Origin of the sequence: Janthinobacterium silvisoli (assembly GCF_014200725.1) — a bacterium.
In the GTDB taxonomy this organism is placed as follows: domain Bacteria; phylum Pseudomonadota; class Gammaproteobacteria; order Burkholderiales; family Burkholderiaceae_D; genus Janthinobacterium.
In genome coordinates this window covers 1,076,428-1,095,134 of record NZ_JACHCL010000001.1, presented here as the reverse complement: position 1 = coordinate 1,095,134, position 18,707 = coordinate 1,076,428, and the positions used below count along the sequence as shown (strand labels likewise).

The following is an 18,707-nucleotide window of genomic DNA, read 5'->3' as shown; positions in this document are numbered from 1 at the left end:
CACTCCCGAGAAGGAAGAGCCCATGAATACCTCTGACACAAAAGCTACCCTGTCGTTCTCCGATGGCAGCCCATCGCTTGAATTTCCTATCTACAAAGGTACGGTAGGTCCGGACGTCATCGACATCCGCAAACTGTACGCCGGTAGTGGCAAGTTCACCTACGACCCAGGCTTTATGTCGACCGCCTCGTGCAATTCGTCGATCACCTACATCGACGGTGACAAGGGCGAGCTGCTGTACCGCGGTTACCCGATCGAACAGTTGGCCGTGAACGCCGACTTCATGGAATCGTGCTACCTGCTGCTGAACGGCGAACTGCCAAACGCAGCACAAAAAGAAGAATTCGTTGAAACCGTGACCAAGCACACCATGGTGCACGAGCAAATGCAATTCTTCTTCCGTGGCTTCCGCCGCGACGCGCATCCGATGTCGGTCCTGGTGGGCACCGTCGGCGCGCTGGCGTCGTTCTACCATGATTCGCTGGACATCAACAACGCCACGCACCGTGAAGTGTCGGCTATCCGCCTGATCGCCAAGATGCCTACCCTGGTGGCGATGGCCTATAAATACTCGATCGGCCAGCCGTTCGTGTACCCACGCAACGACCTGTCGTACAGCGCCAACTTCATGCGCATGATGTTCGGCAATCCATGCGAAGAATACAAAGTCAACGACGTGCTGGTGCGCGCCCTGGACCGTATCCTGATCCTGCACGCAGACCACGAGCAAAACGCTTCGACTTCGACCGTCCGTCTGGCCGGTTCGTCGGGCGCCAACCCGTTCGCCTGTATCGCTGCCGGTATCGCCTGCCTGTGGGGCCCTGCCCACGGCGGCGCGAACGAAGCTGCCTTGAACATGCTGAAAGAAATCGGCACCGTCGATAACATTCCAGCGTTCATCGAGCAAGTCAAGGACAAGAACTCCGGCGTCAAGCTGATGGGCTTTGGCCACCGCGTGTACAAAAACTTCGACCCACGCGCCAAACTGATGCGTGAAACCTGCTACGAAGTGCTGAACGAACTGGGCCTGCAAGACGACCCGTTGTTCAAGCTGGCAATGGAACTGGAAAAAATTGCACTGAACGACGACTACTTCGTTTCGCGCAAACTGTATCCTAACGTCGACTTCTACTCGGGCATCGTGCAATCGGCACTGGGCATCCCTGTGTCGCTGTTCACCGGTATCTTTGCCATGGCCCGCACCATCGGCTGGATCGCCCAATGGAACGAAATGATCGCCGACCCAGAGCAAAAAATCGGCCGTCCACGTCAGTTGTTCGTCGGTTCGACCACCCGCGAAGTATTGCCACTGGATAAGCGCGCCTAAGTTTTGGCGTGTTGATCCTGCCGTGCCTTGTGGCCCGGCGCAAGAAAGCGAGCCTGAGGGCTCGCTTTTTTTATGTGTGTCACTTTCCATGGCCGATAGAGCGCAAAGCTGCTACGCTGCCAACTTCCATCCTAGCTACAGAAGAAAACACAGTCATGAACGACGATCTCTGCGTCCCCAGCGGCGTGGCCCTCATCGATACCGGGTTCGGCTACACCTTGTCGCTGATCGGCGGCAAATACAAGATGCTGATCCTGTATGTGCTGGCCGAACACAAGCTGCTGCGCCACAATGAGCTCAAGCGCTATCTGGGCGGCATCGCGTTCAAAACCCTCAGCGTGGTGCTGAAGGAGTTGGAAGCCGATGGCTTGATCGTCCGCAAGGAATATCCGCAAGTGCCGCCCAAGGTTGAGTACTCACTTTCCGGCAAGGGCGCATCCTTGATCCCTGTACTCAATACCTTGTGCGAGTGGGGCGAGGCGCACCAGCCAGCCTGACAATACAGATAAGGAGTGTCGCCCGGTTCTGTTTGATCATGTTACTTACTTTTATTATGGTATGCATAGAAAATGTGCGTACTTGTTAAAGGTACTCACTAAAGTTATGCTGTTTCTGCCTGATCGGTGCGAGTACGTACTTGCAGGAAGGGCGCCCGCTTGCCTGTTTTTTCATGCGCAGGGCCCTTTCCATCGATCTCATCCTTGTGAAAGAAGCAGCATGAAAACACTGGTTATCGTTGTCCATCCCACTATTGAAAACTCGGTCGTCAACCAGCGCTGGCTGCAGGAACTGAGCCTGTACCCCGAGCAGTTCACCATCCACAATCTGCATCAGGCTTATCCTGATGGCAATATCGATGTGGCGAAGGAGCAGGCGCTGGTGGAGGCCCACGACAATGTGGTGCTGCAATTTCCCATGTACTGGTTCAATTGCCCACCGCTCATGAAGAAGTGGCTCGATGAAGTACTTACTTATGGCTGGGCCTATGGCACGGGCGGTGTGGCGTTCAAGGGCCGCAAGGTGGCGCTGGGCGTGACGGCAGGCATTAACGAGCCGGACTTTGCGCCGGAAGGTAAGTGGGGGTACACACTGGCGCAACTGCTGGCGCCATTCGAGGTGACGTTCAACTATATCCAGGCAGAAGGACGCCAGCTGTTTGCCTTCTATGGCGCTGAACATGGCGACGCAGAGCCGGCGTATACCGAGCGTGTGGGACAAAGCGCGGTGGAGTACGCGCGCTTCCTGTTGGAACTATAAGGCTTAATGGGAGCGTATCCGCAGCTCCATGCTGGGCCCATCCTTGCCCAGCACTACGCGGGCCGATTGCACCAGCGCCGACACGGAACTGCCATCGTCAGGGAAGAGGGCGCTGCCGGCGCGCAGCATCAGCCGGCTTTTGCTTTCCTGGTCCAGTATCAAGGGCTCGGCAATGATGGCCTGGCTGATGCGGTGCGCCTGGCTGGTTACGATCGAGCGCCGGCCCGCCATGCCCAGCATGACGGAAAATTCATAGGCGCCGGTGCGCGCCACGATGTCGCCCACCCGGCATTCGCGTTCCATTCTGCGCGAAATTTCCAGCAGGATGGCCGACATCTTTTTACCCGCCGTTTCGCGCAAGCTGTCCAGGCCTTCGATGCGGAACATGGCAAGCGCCATCTGGCCGCCATCCTTGCTGGCCGCCGCTACTTTCGTTTGCAACTGCTCGTGGAAGAAAGAGCGGTTCGGCGTGCCGGTTTCTTCATCGAGCGTCAATCGTTGCCGCAGGATTGCCGGGCCTTCCTCGGCCGCCCGGTGCATCAGCACGGCGGCCATATTGGCCAGCAATTGTGCGATTTCGGCTTCACCGTCTTCAAAGCTGCGCGGCGTGGTCCAGACCAGTTTCATGACGGCGATGGCTTGCTTGTCCGCAATCAATGGCACGATGATCATCGCCCGCAGTCCCACCTTGCGGCACGCTTCGCGGTTCACCCGCGTATCGGTTTCGCTATCGTTGCAGATGGCCGAGGTTTGGTTGCTCAGGCAAAACCCGGACAGGCTGTTGGCGACCGGCATGTGCAAGCCCAGCTGAGGTTCGGCCAGGCCGCAGGCGGAGCGGTAGACGATGTCTTCGCCTTCCAGCAGTTCGACCACCGCGCCATCGGCGCCCGTCAGTTCCGCCGCCGTGCTTGAGGCCGCATCCATTACCGCACTCAAGTCGTTGCCGAGACTGACCAGTCTGACCTGGGCGGCAATAATTGCCCTTAATGTGTTGCCTGAAATGTCATTCATGATGCTCTCCTTCAATGCCATATTTTACCTCCGCTGCCCCCTGCATCGGGGTGCCCCGGTGATAGACATGGATCATGCATAGCGGTATTTCGGCAAAACACGGTAAATTAGTACTTTTCAACCATCGCATCGGATTGTCATGCCAGCAGCATCATGGACCGCATAACTGCGGCGCAAGTATTTGTCGCCATCGTCGAACGGGGCAGCATGGTGGCCGCCGGCGAGGCACTCGACATGTCGCGCGCCATGGTCACGCGCTACCTGGCCGAGATGGAGCAGTGGGCCGGTGCGCGGCTCTTGCATCGCAGCACGCGCCGCCTGAGTTTGACGGATGCCGGCGACGCCACGTTGGCCCGTTGCCGCCAGATGCTGGAAGTGGCGGGCGCCATGGCCGTCAGTTCGCTGGACGGGGCGGACACGCCGCATGGCTTGCTACGCATTACCTGTTCGCAATCGCTGGCGCAGACGGCGCTGGCCAGCGCAGTGGCCGCTTACCTGCAGCGCTACCCGCGCGCGGCCGTCGATCTGCAGATGGAAAACCGTGCCGTCAATCTGGTCGAGCAGCGCATCGACCTGGCGATCCGCATCACCAATGCGCTGGAACCGAATCTGATCGCGCGCCAACTGGCCAGTTGCGACTCGGTGGTGGTCGCTGCACCCGCCTATCTGGCGGCGCACGGCACGCCGCGCCGTGCGGAAGACCTGGCCATGCACAATTGCCTGACGTATACCTATTTCGGCAAGAGCCTGTGGCAGTTCACGCATCAAGGGGAAGCGCTTACTGTTCCGGTGAGCGGGCGTTTGTCGGCCAATGAATCGCTGGTCTTGCTGCTGGCGACCGTGGAAGGGGCGGGTATTTCGCTGCAGCCCCGGTTTTCGGCCGCGCCGCTGATCGCCAGCGGCCAGCTGGTGGAATTGCTGCCCGCCTGGCAGCCGCAGTCGATGGGGATTTACGGCATCTATACCTCGCGCCAGCATATGTCGCCCTTGCTGCGCACCATGCTCGATTTTCTGCTGGAATGGTTTGAGCGGGACCCGCGCTGGCTGCAACTGACGGGCGGCATAACGTTGCCTATAAGACCAGTTTCACGCAAGCCTACAAGCAAGCTTGGCAGTGGAACAACACAAGCATGAGTACAAGCCCCGCAAAGCTTACATTTGCTTGCCAAATAAAATTCAAGGAGTCGTTGTTGCGTTACAATACCGCGTGCTATTCTAAATGACGGTATGAAGAATGCTGGCGCAACAAAAGCCCTTCCCCCACAACTTGATGTGCAATCCGCTAACCGGTCAGGCCGTGTCGCGGAAGGTTAGATTAACCCGCTAATCTCGCGAAGCGCGAAGAAAGGTGAGCAATATGATGCAACAATATACGTCCAACTCCTACCTGTTTGGTGGGAATGCTCCGTACGTAGAAGATCTGTACGAAGCGTATCTCAATAATCCAGGTTCGGTACCGGACAACTGGCGCGCCTATTTCGACGCGATGCAGCACGTGCCTGCAGTCGATGGCACCAACAAGCCTGACGTGGCGCACGCCTCGGTCATCGCCTCGTTCGCCGAGCGCGCAAAAGCAGGTCCTATCCGTACAGTGACCGCTTCCTTCGATGCTGAAATGGGCCGCAAACGTGTCGCCGCTACCCAGCTGATCGCCGCTTACCGCTACCTCGGTTCGCACTGGGCCAATCTGGACCCGCTGCAACGCCAGGAACGTCCTGCGCTGCCGGAACTGGAACCAAGCTTCTACGGTTTCACCGACGCGGACATGGACACCGTGTTCAACATCAGCAATACCTATTTTGGCCCCGAGACCGCCACCCTGCGCGATCTGCTGAACTATCTGCGCGATACCTATACGCGTTCGATCGGCGCCGAATTCATGTACATCTCCGACCCGGCCGAAAAGCGCTGGCTGCAAGAGAAACTGGAAGCGATCCGCTCCACCCCGAATTTCACCCCAGAGAAAAAAATCCACATCCTCGACCGCCTGACCGCGGCTGAAGGCCTGGAACGCTATCTGCACACCCGTTATGTGGGCCAGAAGCGCTTCTCCCTGGAAGGCGGCGAAACCTTCATCGCCTCGATGGATGAAACCATCCAGCGCGCCGGCGAAAAAGGCGTGCAGGAAATCGTCATCGGCATGGCCCACCGCGGCCGCCTGAACGTACTGGTCAACACCCTGGGCAAAGCGCCACAGGAACTGTTCGAAGAATTCGAAGGCAAGCATGGCGACGACCTGCCAGCCGGCGACGTGAAGTACCATCAAGGCTTCTCGTCGGACATCTCCACCGCAGGCGGCCCGGTCCACCTGTCGCTGGCGTTCAACCCGTCGCATCTGGAAATCGTCAACCCGGTAGTGGAAGGTTCCGTCAAGGCCCGCATGGACCGCCGCGACGACGTGCACGGCGCGCAAGTGCTGCCTATCCTGGTGCACGGCGACGCTGCGTTCGCAGGCCAGGGCGTGGTCATGGAAACGCTGAATCTGGCGCAAACCCGCGGCTACGGCACGGGCGGCACGGTCCATATCGTGATCAACAACCAGATCGGTTTCACCACCTCCGACCCGCGCGATGCGCGTTCGACCTTGTACTGCTCGGACGTCGTCAAGATGATCGAAGCGCCGGTACTGCACATCAATGCCGATGATCCTGAAGCCGTGGTGCTGGCGACGCAAATCGCGCTCGACTACCGCATGGAATTCAAGAAGGACATCGTGCTCGACATCATTTGCTACCGCAAACTGGGTCACAACGAGCAAGATACGCCTGCACTGACGCAGCCGTTGATGTACAAGAAAATCGGCCAGCATCCAGGCACCCGCAAGCTGTACGCGGACAAACTGGTAGCGCAAGGCGTGATTCCTGCCGATGGCGGCGACAAAATGGTCGCGGCCTTCCGCGACGCCATGGACGCCGGCAAGCACACGGTTGATCCAGTCATCTCGAACTTCAAGAACAAGTACGCCGTCGACTGGCTGCCGTTCCTGAACAAGAAATGGACCGACTCGGCCGATACGGCCGTGCCGATGACCGAACTGAAACGCCTGGCGTCGCGCATCACCACCGTGCCGGAACAGTTCAAGGTCCACTCGCTGGTCGAGAAAGTCCTGGGCGACCGCGCCACCATGGGCCGCGGCGAAATGAACCTGGACTGGGGCATGGGCGAACACCTGGCCTACGCCTCGCTGGTATCGTCCGGCTACGCCATCCGCCTGACCGGCCAGGATGCAGGCCGCGGCACCTTCGTGCACCGCCACGCCGTGCTGCACGATCAAAACCGCGAGCGCTGGGATGCAGGCAGCTACATTCCGCTGCAAAACGTGTCCGACAACCAGGCGCCGTTCACCGTCATCGACTCGGTGCTGTCCGAAGAAGCCGTACTGGCCTTCGAATACGGCTACTCGACCGCTGAACCGAACACCCTGACAATATGGGAAGCCCAGTTCGGCGACTTCGCCAATGGCGCGCAAGTGGTGATCGACCAATTCATCAGCTCCGGCGAAGTGAAATGGGGCCGCGCTTCGGGCCTGGTCATGATGCTGCCGCACGGCTACGAAGGCCAGGGTCCTGAGCATTCGTCCGCACGTCCAGAGCGTTTCCTGCAACTGTGCGCAGACAACAATATGCAAGTCGTGCAGCCGACCACGGCTTCGCAGATCTTCCACTTGCTGCGCCGTCAAATGGTGCGCCAGTTCCGCAAGCCACTGGTCATCCTGACGCCGAAATCGCTGTTGCGCAACAAGGATGCCGGTTCGCCGCTGACCGACCTGGCCAAGGGCGGTTTCCAGACCGTGATCGGCGAAGTCGACGAGAAAATCGACGCCAAGAAAGTCAAACGCGTTATCGCCTGCTCGGGCAAGGTCTATTACGACCTGGTCAACGCACGCAAGACCCGCGGCCAGACCGACACGGCCATCGTGCGCCTGGAACAGCTGTATCCGTTCCCGCATAAATCGTTCGCTGCGGAACTGAAGAAGTTCCCGAATCTGGTGGAAGTGGTGTGGACCCAGGATGAGCCGCAAAATCAGGGCGCATGGTTCCAGATCCAGCACAACATCTTTGAAGGCCTGGAAGCGGGTCAACGTCTGGCCTACGCCGGCCGTCCTGCTTCGGCGTCGCCTGCTGTCGGTTACTATGACAAGCACTACGCTCAGCAAAAAGATCTGCTGGAAACGGCATTCTCGAAGCTGAAAGGCTTTATCCTTACGAAATAAGCAAGGATCAAAGACGCCGCGCTCACTGCGCGGCTGTTGACCACTATGCACGGAGCGCCGCCATTGCTACGCAGAGGCGGCGCCGCAATAACAAAATAAACGGAGTTTTACATGGCACAAATCGAAGTCAAAGTTCCCCAGTTGTCGGAATCGGTTGCAGAAGCAACCCTGCTGGCATGGCATAAAAAAGTCGGCGAGCCAGTGGCGCGCGACGAAAACCTGATCGATATCGAAACCGACAAAGTGGTCCTGGAACTGCCTGCACCAGCTGCTGGCGTGATCGTCCAGATCATCAAGGACAACGGCGCCACCGTGGTGGCCGGCGAAGTCATCGCCATCATCGATACCGACGGTACGGCCAAAGTCAGCCCGATGGAAGTATCGGCTGTTCCTGCGCCAGCCCTGGCTGCCGCTGCACAAGACACCGCTACCGCATCGGCTCCAGCTGCTGCGACCAAAGGTGACGTGGCCATGCCTGCTGCTGCCAAGATCCTGTCCGAAAAAGGCCTGTCCGCTGGCGACGTCGCCGGTTCGGGCAAAGATGGCCGCGTGACCAAGGGCGACGCCCTGGCCGCTTCCGCCAAGCCTGCCGTTGCTCCTTTGGCGCCAGCTGCTGCCAAACCAGCACTGCAACAAGTTGCTACGCCAAGCGCCGCCAACCTGGGCGACCGTCCGGAAGAGCGCGTGCCGATGAGCCGCCTGCGCGCACGTATCGCCGAGCGCCTGCTTCAATCGCAATCGACCAACGCCATCCTGACCACGTTCAATGAAGTGAACATGCAGCCGGTCATCGATCTGCGCAACAAATACAAAGACAAGTTCGAAAAAGAGCACGGCGTCAAGCTGGGCTTCATGTCCTTCTTCGTCAAGGCTGCTGTCGCTGCCCTGAAAAAATACCCGATCATCAATGCTTCCGTAGACGGCAACGACATCGTGTACCATGGCTACTTCGACATCGGTATCGCAGTTGGTTCGCCACGCGGCCTGGTCGTGCCTATCATCCGCAACGCTGACCAGCTGTCGATCGCCGACATCGAGAAAAAAATCGGTGAATTCGGCGCGAAAGCCAAGGATGGCAAGCTGACTCTGGACGACCTGACCGGCGGTACCTTCTCGATCTCGAACGGCGGCACCTTCGGCTCCATGCTGTCGACCCCGATCATCAACCCGCCGCAATCGGCTATCCTGGGCGTGCATGCGACCAAGGACCGTGCCGTGGTTGAGAACGGCCAGATCGTGGTGCGTCCTATGAACTACCTGGCCATGTCGTACGACCACCGCATCATCGACGGCCGCGAAGCCGTGCTGGGCCTGGTGGCGATGAAAGAAGCGCTGGAAGATCCAGCACGCCTGTTGCTGGACCTGTAATAGCGATTGCCCCGGCGTAGCCGCCGGGGCAGTGTAGGCAGTACCGTTGTACCCCGTGCCAGAAGACGCAGCTGGCTGATCTCATCACACAAGAGGATTCCCATGAACGTCTCTGAAGAAATCAAGCGACTGCACGACTTGCACCTGGCTGGCGCATTAAGCGATGCTGAATTTGCGCAAGCCAAGGCCAAGCTCCTGGGCGGCATCAACCTGGACAAGCCGGGCACCAGCTCCGGCGCCGAGTCGGCGTCCAGCCCGACGAATGACCTGGTGCAGGAATTTAACCGCCTGCGCCGCTCGCGCAACGACCGCTGGCTAGGCGGCGTGTGCGGTGGCCTGGGCCGCGCTTCCGGCATGGAAGCGTGGATCTGGCGCCTGGTCTTTGTCCTGTTTACATTGACCTTCGGCTTCGGCGTGGTGATTTACCTTCTATTGTGGATTTTCGTCCCGGACGAAGAGATTGGAATAACAAAAAATGAGTACTAAACAATTTGACGTTGTTGTCATCGGTGCGGGCCCTGGCGGCTACATCGCCGCCATCCGCGCAGCACAGCTGGGCTTTTCCGTCGCTTGCGTCGACGAATGGTCGAACGCCAAGGGCGGCGCCGCGCCTGGCGGTACCTGCACCAACGTGGGTTGCATCCCGTCGAAAGCGCTGCTGCAATCGTCCGAGCATTTTGAACACGCGGGCCACAGCTTCGCCGAGCACGGCATCGATGTCGCCGGCCTGAAACTGAACCTGGGCCAGATGCTCAAGCGTAAAGATACGGTCGTCAAGCAAAACAACGACGGTATCCTGTACCTGTTCAAGAAAAACAAGATCGCCTTCTTCCACGGCCGCGCCGCTTTCGCTGCTGCCGCTGCCGGCACTTACGAGATCAGCGTAACGGGCGCCGCCAGCGAAACGTTGACGTCCAAGCACGTCATCATCGCGACCGGCTCGAACGCACGCGAACTGCCAGGCGCACCATTCGACGAGAAACTGATCCTGTCGAACACCGGTGCTTTGGCCATCGACGAAGTACCAGTCAAGCTGGGCGTGATCGGTGCTGGCGTGATCGGCCTGGAAATGGGCAGCGTATGGCGCCGCCTGGGTTCCGACGTCACCGTACTGGAAGGCCTGCCGGTCTTCCTGGGCGCGGTCGATGAGCAGATCGCCAAGGAAGCGTCGAAACTGTTCACCAAACAAGGCCTGAAGATCAACCTCGGTTGCAAGATCGGCGCCATCACCCCGGGCAAAAACGACGTCAGCGTTGAATTTGTCGATGCCAAGGGCGAAGCGCAAAAAGCCGTGTTCGACAAACTGATCATTTCGATCGGCCGTACGCCGAACACGAATGGCCTGGGTGCGGACAAAGTCGGCCTGCAACTGGACGAGCGCGGCTTCATCGCCGTCGACGGCGATTGCAAGACCAACCTGCCGAACGTCTGGGCAGTGGGCGACGTGGTACGCGGCCCGATGCTGGCGCACAAGGCGGAAGAAGAAGGCGTTGCCGTGGCCGAGCGTATCGCTGGCCAGCATGGCCACACCAACTTCAACACGATTCCCTGGGTGATCTACACTTCGCCGGAAATCGCGTGGGTCGGCAAGACCGAGCAAACCCTGAAAGCGGAAGGCATCGCTTACAAGGCAGGCTCGTTCCCGTTCCTGGCCAATGGCCGTGCGCGCGCACTGGGCGACACTTCGGGCATGGTGAAATTCCTGGCCGATGCGACCACCGATGAAATCCTGGGCGTGCATATCGTGGGTCCGATGGCTTCCGAGCTGATTTCCGAAGCCGTAGTGGCGATGGAATTCAAGGCTTCGGCCGAAGACATCGCGCGCATCTGCCATGCTCACCCATCCCTGTCGGAAGCGACCAAGGAAGCGGCACTGGCCGTTGACAAGCGTACCTTGAACTTTTAATTGTAGTTAGTCCTGCAGGGGCGCTCGCGGTTTTTGCCGCCAGCGCCCCTGTGCGTTGAAGCGAAGCCCATGAATGTAGAAGAGTTTTACCAGAACGCGTTGCAGCAGCGCGATTTCAAGGCCGATGCCGCGCAGCGCCGCGCCGTCGACCGCCTGCAACTGTGCTATGACGAATGGGTGGCCTATAAAAGCCAGCGCTCGAGCACCTTGCGCCGCCTGCTCAGCCGTCCCGCCGTGCCCAAGGGCGTGTATATGTGGGGTGGAGTAGGACGCGGCAAATCGTTCCTGATGGACAGCTTTTATTCCGTGGTGCCCCTGGTGCGCAAGACGCGTTTGCACTTTCATGAATTCATGCGCGGCGTGCACCAGCAGCTCGATGAATTGAAGGGCGTGGCCAATCCGCTCGATGAAGTGGCCAAGCGCATCGCCAGGAAATACCGTTTGATCTGTTTCGATGAATTCCACGTCTCGGACATCGCCGATGCGATGATCCTGTACAACCTGCTGTCGGCCCTGTTCGACAATGGCGTGTCCTTCATCATGACCTCCAATTATGATCCCGACCTGCTGTACCCGGACGGCTTGCACCGTGACCGCATGCTGCCGACCATCGCCTTGCTCAAAGACAAGCTCGACGTGATGAATGTCGATGCCGGCGTCGATTACCGTGGCCGCGCGCTCGAGCAGGTCGATAGTTACTACACCCCGCTGGGCGCGGCCACCGACAAGGCCTTGCGCGACGCTTACGCGCGCATTGCCGAGACGGCCGACGAAGAGGCGCGCATCCGCATCGAGGCGCGCGAAATCCACTGCCTGCGCCGCGCCGGCGGTATCATCTGGTTTGATTTCGCCACCCTGTGCGGCGGTCCCCGTTCGCAAAATGATTACCTGGAAATCGCCAGCCGCTTCCATACAGTGATATTGTCCGGGATACCAGCGATGTCGGCGGCACAATCTTCCGAGGCGCGCCGCTTTACCTGGCTGATCGATGTATTCTATGATCAGAAAGTCAAGCTGATCATGTCGGCTGAAGTGGCGCCGGAAGAGTTGTACACCAACGGCATGCTGGCCAATGAGTTTCACCGTACCGTATCGCGCATCGTGGAAATGCAATCGCGCGAATACATGGAAAAAGAACAGCGCGGCGCGGCCGATGCGATCGTTTGAGGCAGACATAATGAAGATCATGGCAAAGTCGATATCCAAGCTGGGACTGGTCCTGTTATTGTCCGCCTGCGCGCACCAGGGCGAAGCCGCCCTCGATGTGGTCGGCGCGCCGCAGGTAGCGGCCACGCACAGCCTCGAAGAGGCGGATGCCAAGCTGAAGCAGGCAAGCAGCGAGCGCGCGGCGGCGGAAACCGAATTCGCCGAGCGCGAGCAAGTCTGCTACGCCCGGTTTTTCGTCACCGACTGCCTCGACAAAGCCAAGGAAAAGCGCCGTTTGATCCTGGTGCGGCTACGGGCCGTCGAGGCTGAAGCGAACCACTTCAAGCGCGCCGAGTCCGTGCGCCTGCGCGACGTGGAACTGGCGAAAACACAGGAAGATGCACGGATCGATGCAGAGAAACGCAACGCTGCCACGCCCAAACCGGTCAAAGTGGTGGCGCCCGAACCTGCACCGCCCAAGCCTGCCGGCATGAGCCTGGAACAACGCCAGGCCGAGCATGATGCGAAAGTGAAAAAGCAGGCTGCCCAGGAAGCGGCAGACGCGCCGCTGCGCGCGGCCCGCGAGGCGGATTTTGCCCGCAAGCAAGCTGAAGCCATCGAACGCCAGAAGCGCGTGGCCCAGCGCCTGGCCGAACGCCAGGCTGAAGCGGCCAAGGCGGCTGCCGCTGCGGCTGCCAGCAGCAGCGCACCACCGGCCGCACCGATACCTTTTGATCCTTCCGGCAAGTAACCTCACCGTCGCATGGACAAGGGCAGGCCTGAAATGGCGTGCCCTCGTCCGCGTGGCGGGTTAAACTATGCCATGACTGCGCGCGCACCCTCAGCGGTGCGCGCGCCCGTTTCCCAACACTGCCTGGAACGCAATACATGAGTGATGCACAGCATATACAGCGGCGCCTGATTGAACTCGACGTTGAACACCGTGACCTCGATGCGGTGATCGAGCTGCTGATACTCGATGGCCATCATGATGAGCTGCAATTGCGCCGCCTGAAAAAGCGCAAATTGCAATTGAAAGACCACATCACCTTGCTTAAGATGCAATTGGTGCCCGATGTTCCTGCCTGAAGGGCGCTTGTCGCGCCCAGCTTGAGACACTGAGTAAAGTATATTTTGACCGATCACAATTTATTGCCTGCTAGCCAAGATGGTATCGCTGCCGACGTACCATCTGACGCCATCGCGGTACCGGGCAAGCACGATGCCGATATCGAGCGTCTGTTTGGCGCCGGTGGCCCGCTGGGCCCTGCCGTGGGCAGCTACAAGCCGCGCCGTTCGCAGACTGAAATGGCCAAGGCGATTGCCAACGCCATCGATAGCCAGACCACCCTGATGGCCGAGGCTGGCACGGGCACGGGCAAGACCTTCGCCTATCTGGTGCCCGCCCTGATGTGGGGCGGCAAGACCATCGTTTCCACAGGCACCAAGAACTTGCAGGATCAATTGTTCCTGCGCGACATACCGACTGTGCGCGCGGCCTTGCAGGCGCCCGTCTCGGTGGCGCTGCTGAAGGGCCGCTCGAACTATCTGTGCCATTACCACCTGGAGCGCACCTTGCAAAACGGGCGCATGACCTCGCGCGACGACGTGGGCCATTTGCGCGAGATTTCGCGTTTCCTGAAAATGACCAATACGGGCGATAAGGCCGAGCTGGCCAAGGTGCCCGAGAACGCCATGATCTGGAACCTGGTGACGTCCACGCGCGACACCTGCATGGGCGCCGAGTGCCAGTATTACCAGGATTGTTTTGTCATGAAGGCGCGCAAGGAAGCCCAGCAGGCAGATGTGGTGGTAGTCAACCATCATCTGTTCTTTGCCGACGTGGCCCTGAAAGATACGGGCGTGGCCGAGCTGCTGCCATCGGCCAACACTATCATCTTCGATGAGGCGCACCAGCTGCCCGATACGGCGACCCTGTTCTTTGGCAACACGGTGTCCACCTCGCAAATCCTGGAATTGTGCCGCGATGTGCTGGCCGAAGGGCTGGCGCACGCACGTGGCATCGACTGGGCCAAGACCGTGACGGTGGTGGAAAAAGCCGCGCGCGACCTGCGCCTGACTTTTCCGCAGGATATCGTGCGCTTGTCCCTGCCGCAAATCGCTGCCTCGAGCGATTTCTTCCCCGCGCTCGAAACGCTCAAGGATGAGCTCGACGGCATGGTGGCCGTGCTGGAAAGCCAGGCGGAGCGGGCCGAAACGCTGGAACAGGTTCGTGTGCGCGGCGTGGAACTGGCGCAGCAGCTGAGCAGCTGGAAGTTTGACCCCAAGGCCAAGGTGGCTGCCGGCGAAGAAGCCGTGTTTTGGGTGGAAGCGTTTTCCAGTTCCCTGCAATTACACAAGACCCCGCTGTCGATCGCACCGATCTTCAACAACCAGCGCGAAGGCTCGCCGCGCAGCTGGATTTTTACCTCCGCCACGCTGGCCGTGAAAAACGACTTCAAGCATTTTTCGGAACAGATGGGTCTGGAGGGCGAACCGTCGCATACCTGGCCGTCGCCGTTCGATTATGGCGAGCAGGGCTTGCTGTTCGTGCCACAGAATTTGCCGCAGCCCAATTCCATTGGCTACACGGACGCCGTCATCGATTGCGCCTTGCCGATTATCGAGGCGGCCGGTGGACGCACCTTCTTCCTGTGCACGACCTTGCGCGCCGTGAAGCGGGCGGCCGAGCGCCTGGCCGACGAATTCAAGCAGCGTGGCCTGAATTTCCCCCTGTTCGTGCAGGGCGACCGGGGCCGCACCGAGTTGCTGGACCAGTTCCGTGCGGCCGGCAATGGCGTGCTGATCGGAAGCCAGAGTTTCTGGGAAGGCGTCGACGTGCGCGGCGATGCGCTGTCGCTGGTGATCATCGACAAGTTGCCGTTCGCGCCGCCCGACGACCCGGTGCTGGCGGCGCGCATCGAAGTGATGGAAAAGCAGGGCAAGAATGGCTTCATGCATCATTCTTTGCCGGAAGCGATCATTAACCTGAAGCAGGGCGCCGGCCGGCTGATCCGCGACGAAGGCGACCGGGGCGTGCTGATGATTTGCGACCCGCGCATTATTTCCAAGCCTTACGGCAAACGTATCTGGCAAAGCCTGCCACCGTTCAAGCGCACGCGCGACACGGCCGAAGTGGTGGAATTCTTCCGCAACCTGCCTTCCAAGGCGGCTTGACCCTGCCGGCTGGCGCAGCCGCGTCAGCCATCTTTCCTCTTGCATACGGTACTGGCGCCCAAGGCGCCAGATATATCTTTGCGCCAGCGCAAATGGGTGCGTGCTCAGCGGTTTAGAGTGGGCTCATGTCTTGCCATATCAACATCTGGCAATGACAAGAGTGGCACAGGAAACAGGAGGGGATGCCATGAATATCCGCTACGGCTGTTTCTTGAGTTATGCGCACGGCCAGTATGCTTTCATGAACAAGTTCAAGAATGACTTGATCGAAGCGCTGGCCTGCTATCTGGAACCGCACCTGGACCGCGAAGACGCCCTGTTCATCGATAGCGAACAGCTGGGCGGCGGCGACGACCTGGACCGGCGCGTGGCGCGCGCCATGTGCGAAAGCGTGTGCATGATCGTGCTCTACACGCCCAAATACGAAGCACATGGCTATACGCGGCGCGAGTTCGCCGCCATGCAGCTGATCGAACAGGAGCGCAGCGCCTGGTATGAACTGCCCAGCCATCTGATCATTCCCATCATCATGACGCGCCACCCCGACGGGCTGCCCGCGCAAATTACCGGCCCGGGCCTGTATGTCGATTTTTCCGGCTATACGCTGGCCAGCGGCGACCTGAAGTCCAATCCCCAATACTTGCCCGATATCGAACGGATCGTGCAGCGTATTGCCACGCACTACCACTTGCTCAAGCGTTCAACCCCTCCCGGCCACGATTGCAGCCGCTTCGTGATGCCCGATATTCCGCCGGTATGGCGCACCGTTCCGCCGCCGCATTTTCCACGTTAATTCACGCAAAAGGGAACTGTCATGGAATGCCAACGTCTTTCTCTGCCGCCACTGACCGCGCCCGGCGAAGTGGTCACCTTTTACTCCTACAAAGGGGGTACCGGCCGCACCATGGCGCTGTCAAATATCGCCGTGCTGCTGGCGCGGCGCGAAAACGCCAGCGTGCCGGTGCTGATGCTCGACTGGGACATGGAAGCGCCCGGCTTGCATCATTATTTCGAGCAGCACGAGGAACGCCCCGGCGTGCTGGAGTTTTTCGAGGCCTGCCGCCAGCAACTGGAGCGTTTTCGCCTTGAGCCCGCAAGCCGGCATGGTAGCGACGAGGCGCTGGCGCAGCGCGTACTCGACGCCATCGACTGGCAGCAATACGTGGTGCGGGTGGACGAGGGCAGTCCCTTGTACCTGATGCGGGCGGGGCGTTTCGACACCAGTTACAGTGAGCGGCTGGCGCAGATGCGCTGGGATCAATTGTTCGACGCCTGCCCGGCCCTGTTCCGCTGCTTTGCCGATACCCTGGCTGCCCATTTCCGCTATGTGCTGGTCGATTCGCGCACGGGGCGCACGGATAGCGCCGGCATCTGCACCACCTTGCTGCCCAAAAAGCTGGTGGTGGTGTTCACGCCGAACCGGCAAAGCCTGGAAGGCGTCGATGCGCTCGTCACGCGGGCGATCGAATACCGCCGCAGCCATGAAGATGAACAGCGGCCGCTGCTGGTGTACCCGCTGCCGTCGCGCATCGAAATGGGCGATGGCGCCCAGCGTGCCGAATGGCGCCGTGGCGATGCGCAAAAAAGCATCGCCGGCTTCCAGCCCATGTTCGAGCGCCTGCTGCGGGTGTCCTACGGCTTGCCGCAGATTGCCCTCGACAGCTATTTCGATGAAGTGCAATTGCAGCAGACCAAGACTTTTGCCTATGGCGAGCAATTGGCCGTGCGCATCGACCAGGGCGGCGACCGCTTTTCACTGACGCGCACCTTCGAAGCCTTTTTGCACTGGCTGACGGGCGGCTATTTTCCGTGGCAGTCCAGCCGCGAAATTCATTTGCTGGCGGCCATCAATGAAGCGCAGAATGCCTTGCTGCTCGAGCCGGGGCGGGCCGTGGCCTTGCCGCTGGCGCGCGACCTGGGACGCTTGGGCGAGTTGTACCGGAAAGACGGCCGCATGGCGCAGGCGCTCGACGTGCTGCGGCAAAGCGTCGAGATCCGCGCGCGCATGCTGGGCGAGGAACATGTCGATACCCTGGCTGCCAAGAGCGGCATGGCGCGGTTGCTGCGCCAGCTCGACAAGCTGGACGAGGCGCGCCTGCTGGAGGAGGAAGTGATCAGGATCCGCGAGCGCCTGCAGGGTGGCGAGCATCCCGATACGCTGGCGGCCAAGGCTTGCCTGGCGCAAACGCTGGTGCTGCAGCACGACCATGTTGCGGCGCTGCACTTGCAGGATGCGGTGCTGGCCAGCTACACGCAGTTGCTGGGCGCCGAGCATCCCTTGAGCCTGGCGGCGATGGATAGCCGGGCGATTACCTTGTTGCAGATGGAACGTTTGCCGCAGGCGCAGGCCTTGCTCGATACCGTGGTGACGGCGCGCACGCGCCTGTTCGGCGCCGAACATGGCGATACCCTGCACAGCAAGCTGGCGCTGGCGCAGGCCCTGGTACGCCAGGGTGAACTCGAGGGGGCGCGGCAGCTGCTGGAGGCCGTGTTGCAAGTGCAGGAGCGGCGTTTGGGCATGGACCACAGCGCCACCCTGGACACGCGCGACCGGCTGGCTGAAGTGCTGGCGCGCCAGGGCGACTGGGCCGGCGCGCGCCAGCTGTACGAAAACCAGGTGGCGGCGCGTGAGCGCACGCTGGGCCTGGATCACCAGGAAACCTTGATGAGTCAGCGCAAGCTGGCCGAGGCGCTGCTGCGCCGTGGCGACCTCGATGCCGCCCGCAGCGTGCAGGAGCAGGTGCTGGAAGTGCATGCGCGCCTGTTGGGCGAGGACCACCTGGACACCTTGCATAGCAAGAAGCAGCTGGCCGGCACCCTGCAGCAGCAGGGCGAGAGCGAGGCAGCGCGCCTGCTGGAAGACGCCGTGCTCAGCGGCAGCGACCGGCTGCTCAATGGCCGCAGTGGAGGCATGCCGCGTCCGCAGGAAGAAAGCATGCTCGATGGTGCGCGCCATTTGCAGCAAACCATCCTGGCCGAGCGCGCCACGGAGCCCGATACGCTGGGTAGCATGATCGGCATGCTGCAAGACATGATCGAGCGCGAGCAGTACCATCAGGCCGGTGAGCTGGTCGAGCATTTGAAGCCATGCCTGCTGCGCCCGGGCGTGCCGGGCAGGCTGCGCAAGCGCGGCATGGGCCAGCTAAAAAGACTGTACAAGCAGCAGGGCGACCTGGCCGCCTTGCTGGCCTTGCAGGAAGACGAGGTGCTGGCGCTGGAGGGGGCATTGTCGGAAGCGGGCATTGGGCAACGCTAGGGAAGCCGGGCACATCAAATAAGGCTGTTCCGTACGCGCAGCGGGG

15 protein-coding genes and 1 pseudogene are annotated in these 18,707 nt (G+C 60.3%); 15 read left to right on the top strand and 1 reads right to left on the bottom strand.

The annotated features are described in order from the left end of the window. Positions 1-22 precede the first annotated feature (22 nt). The 3 genes from gltA to HDE75_RS04950 all read left to right on the top strand — a co-directional run bounded on the left by gltA (position 23) and on the right by HDE75_RS04950 (position 2,584). Complete coding sequence (gltA, locus tag HDE75_RS04960; RefSeq protein WP_183675955.1) at positions 23-1,327, top strand: citrate synthase; 1,305 nt, start codon at positions 23-25, stop codon at positions 1,325-1,327. A 155-nt stretch (positions 1,328-1,482) separates the two neighbouring features. Further along, a complete protein-coding gene (locus tag HDE75_RS04955) occupies positions 1,483-1,824 on the top strand; it encodes a winged helix-turn-helix transcriptional regulator (protein WP_183675956.1) in 342 nt (113 codons plus the stop codon). Between the two features lie 220 nt (positions 1,825-2,044). Next, on the top strand, positions 2,045-2,584 hold the full coding sequence (locus HDE75_RS04950; protein ID WP_183675957.1) for an NAD(P)H-dependent oxidoreductase: 540 nt from the start codon (positions 2,045-2,047) through the stop codon (positions 2,582-2,584). Positions 2,585-2,587: 3 nt separating this feature from the next. Here HDE75_RS04950 and HDE75_RS04945 read toward each other — a convergent pair whose 3' ends face one another. Continuing rightward, entirely contained in the window at positions 2,588-3,595 is a 1,008-nt protein-coding gene (locus HDE75_RS04945; RefSeq protein ID WP_183675958.1) for a sensor domain-containing diguanylate cyclase, read from the bottom strand. A 153-nt stretch (positions 3,596-3,748) separates the two neighbouring features. Between HDE75_RS04945 and HDE75_RS27025 the strand changes: the two are divergent. The 12 genes and pseudogenes from HDE75_RS27025 to HDE75_RS04890 all read left to right on the top strand — a co-directional run. Then, positions 3,749-3,922: pseudogene (locus HDE75_RS27025) on the top strand (helix-turn-helix domain-containing protein); the annotation flags it as partial. Positions 3,923-4,051: 129 nt separating this feature from the next. Further along, a complete protein-coding gene (locus HDE75_RS04940; RefSeq protein ID WP_409254907.1) occupies positions 4,052-4,729 on the top strand; it encodes a substrate binding domain-containing protein in 678 nt (225 codons plus the stop codon). Between the two features lie 223 nt (positions 4,730-4,952). Continuing rightward, positions 4,953-7,808: a 2-oxoglutarate dehydrogenase E1 component gene (locus HDE75_RS04935; RefSeq protein WP_183675960.1), complete on the top strand. Its 2,856-nt coding sequence runs from the start codon at positions 4,953-4,955 to the stop codon at positions 7,806-7,808. Positions 7,809-7,919: 111 nt separating this feature from the next. Further along, positions 7,920-9,176 carry a 2-oxoglutarate dehydrogenase complex dihydrolipoyllysine-residue succinyltransferase gene (gene odhB, locus HDE75_RS04930; RefSeq protein ID WP_183675961.1) on the top strand — a complete coding sequence of 419 codons (1,257 nt, stop codon included), beginning with the start codon at positions 7,920-7,922 and terminating at the stop codon, positions 9,174-9,176. 102 nt (positions 9,177-9,278) lie between these two features. Beyond that, the gene (locus HDE75_RS04925; RefSeq protein ID WP_183675962.1) at positions 9,279-9,662 is read left to right on the top strand and encodes a PspC domain-containing protein; all 384 of its coding nucleotides are present in this window, start codon (positions 9,279-9,281) and stop codon (positions 9,660-9,662) included. Beyond that, positions 9,652-11,082, top strand: coding sequence for a dihydrolipoyl dehydrogenase (gene lpdA, locus HDE75_RS04920; protein ID WP_183675963.1), 1,431 nt, complete (start codon positions 9,652-9,654; stop codon positions 11,080-11,082). Before HDE75_RS04925 ends, lpdA begins: the two co-directional genes overlap by 11 nt. Before the next feature lie 69 nt (positions 11,083-11,151). Continuing rightward, positions 11,152-12,249 carry a cell division protein ZapE gene (gene zapE, locus HDE75_RS04915; protein ID WP_183675964.1) on the top strand — a complete coding sequence of 366 codons (1,098 nt, stop codon included), beginning with the start codon at positions 11,152-11,154 and terminating at the stop codon, positions 12,247-12,249. A 19-nt stretch (positions 12,250-12,268) separates the two neighbouring features. Continuing rightward, entirely contained in the window at positions 12,269-12,979 is a 711-nt protein-coding gene (locus tag HDE75_RS04910; protein ID WP_183675965.1) for a hypothetical protein, read from the top strand. Positions 12,980-13,116: 137 nt separating this feature from the next. Continuing rightward, the gene (locus tag HDE75_RS04905; protein ID WP_183675966.1) at positions 13,117-13,317 is read left to right on the top strand and encodes a YdcH family protein; all 201 of its coding nucleotides are present in this window, start codon (positions 13,117-13,119) and stop codon (positions 13,315-13,317) included. A gap of 63 nt (positions 13,318-13,380) precedes the next feature. Further along, positions 13,381-15,405: an ATP-dependent DNA helicase gene (locus tag HDE75_RS04900; protein WP_221291754.1), complete on the top strand. Its 2,025-nt coding sequence runs from the start codon at positions 13,381-13,383 to the stop codon at positions 15,403-15,405. 187 nt (positions 15,406-15,592) lie between these two features. Beyond that, positions 15,593-16,198 carry a toll/interleukin-1 receptor domain-containing protein gene (locus tag HDE75_RS04895; protein ID WP_183675967.1) on the top strand — a complete coding sequence of 202 codons (606 nt, stop codon included), beginning with the start codon at positions 15,593-15,595 and terminating at the stop codon, positions 16,196-16,198. Positions 16,199-16,219: 21 nt separating this feature from the next. Then, positions 16,220-18,661 (top strand): tetratricopeptide repeat protein, encoded by a 2,442-nt coding sequence (locus tag HDE75_RS04890; protein WP_183675968.1) that lies wholly within the window; start codon positions 16,220-16,222, stop codon positions 18,659-18,661. The last annotated feature ends 46 nt before the right edge of the window (positions 18,662-18,707 follow it).

What these genes read in the sequence shown, in the direction of transcription:
- HDE75_RS04945 (WP_183675958.1), bottom strand. Translation starts at nt 3,595, where the DNA reads ATGAATGACATTTCAGGCAACACATTAAGGGCAATTATTGCCGCCCAG.
- HDE75_RS04910 (WP_183675965.1), top strand. Translation starts at nt 12,269, where the DNA reads ATGGCAAAGTCGATATCCAAGCTGGGACTGGTCCTGTTATTGTCCGCC.
- HDE75_RS04955 (WP_183675956.1), top strand. Translation starts at nt 1,483, where the DNA reads ATGAACGACGATCTCTGCGTCCCCAGCGGCGTGGCCCTCATCGATACC.
- lpdA (WP_183675963.1), top strand. Translation starts at nt 9,652, where the DNA reads ATGAGTACTAAACAATTTGACGTTGTTGTCATCGGTGCGGGCCCTGGC.
- HDE75_RS04950 (WP_183675957.1), top strand. Translation starts at nt 2,045, where the DNA reads ATGAAAACACTGGTTATCGTTGTCCATCCCACTATTGAAAACTCGGTC.
- HDE75_RS04925 (WP_183675962.1), top strand. Translation starts at nt 9,279, where the DNA reads ATGAACGTCTCTGAAGAAATCAAGCGACTGCACGACTTGCACCTGGCT.
- HDE75_RS04905 (WP_183675966.1), top strand. Translation starts at nt 13,117, where the DNA reads ATGAGTGATGCACAGCATATACAGCGGCGCCTGATTGAACTCGACGTT.
- gltA (WP_183675955.1), top strand. Translation starts at nt 23, where the DNA reads ATGAATACCTCTGACACAAAAGCTACCCTGTCGTTCTCCGATGGCAGC.
- odhB (WP_183675961.1), top strand. Translation starts at nt 7,920, where the DNA reads ATGGCACAAATCGAAGTCAAAGTTCCCCAGTTGTCGGAATCGGTTGCA.
- HDE75_RS04890 (WP_183675968.1), top strand. Translation starts at nt 16,220, where the DNA reads ATGGAATGCCAACGTCTTTCTCTGCCGCCACTGACCGCGCCCGGCGAA.
- zapE (WP_183675964.1), top strand. Translation starts at nt 11,152, where the DNA reads ATGAATGTAGAAGAGTTTTACCAGAACGCGTTGCAGCAGCGCGATTTC.
- HDE75_RS04935 (WP_183675960.1), top strand. Translation starts at nt 4,953, where the DNA reads ATGATGCAACAATATACGTCCAACTCCTACCTGTTTGGTGGGAATGCT.
- HDE75_RS04895 (WP_183675967.1), top strand. Translation starts at nt 15,593, where the DNA reads ATGAATATCCGCTACGGCTGTTTCTTGAGTTATGCGCACGGCCAGTAT.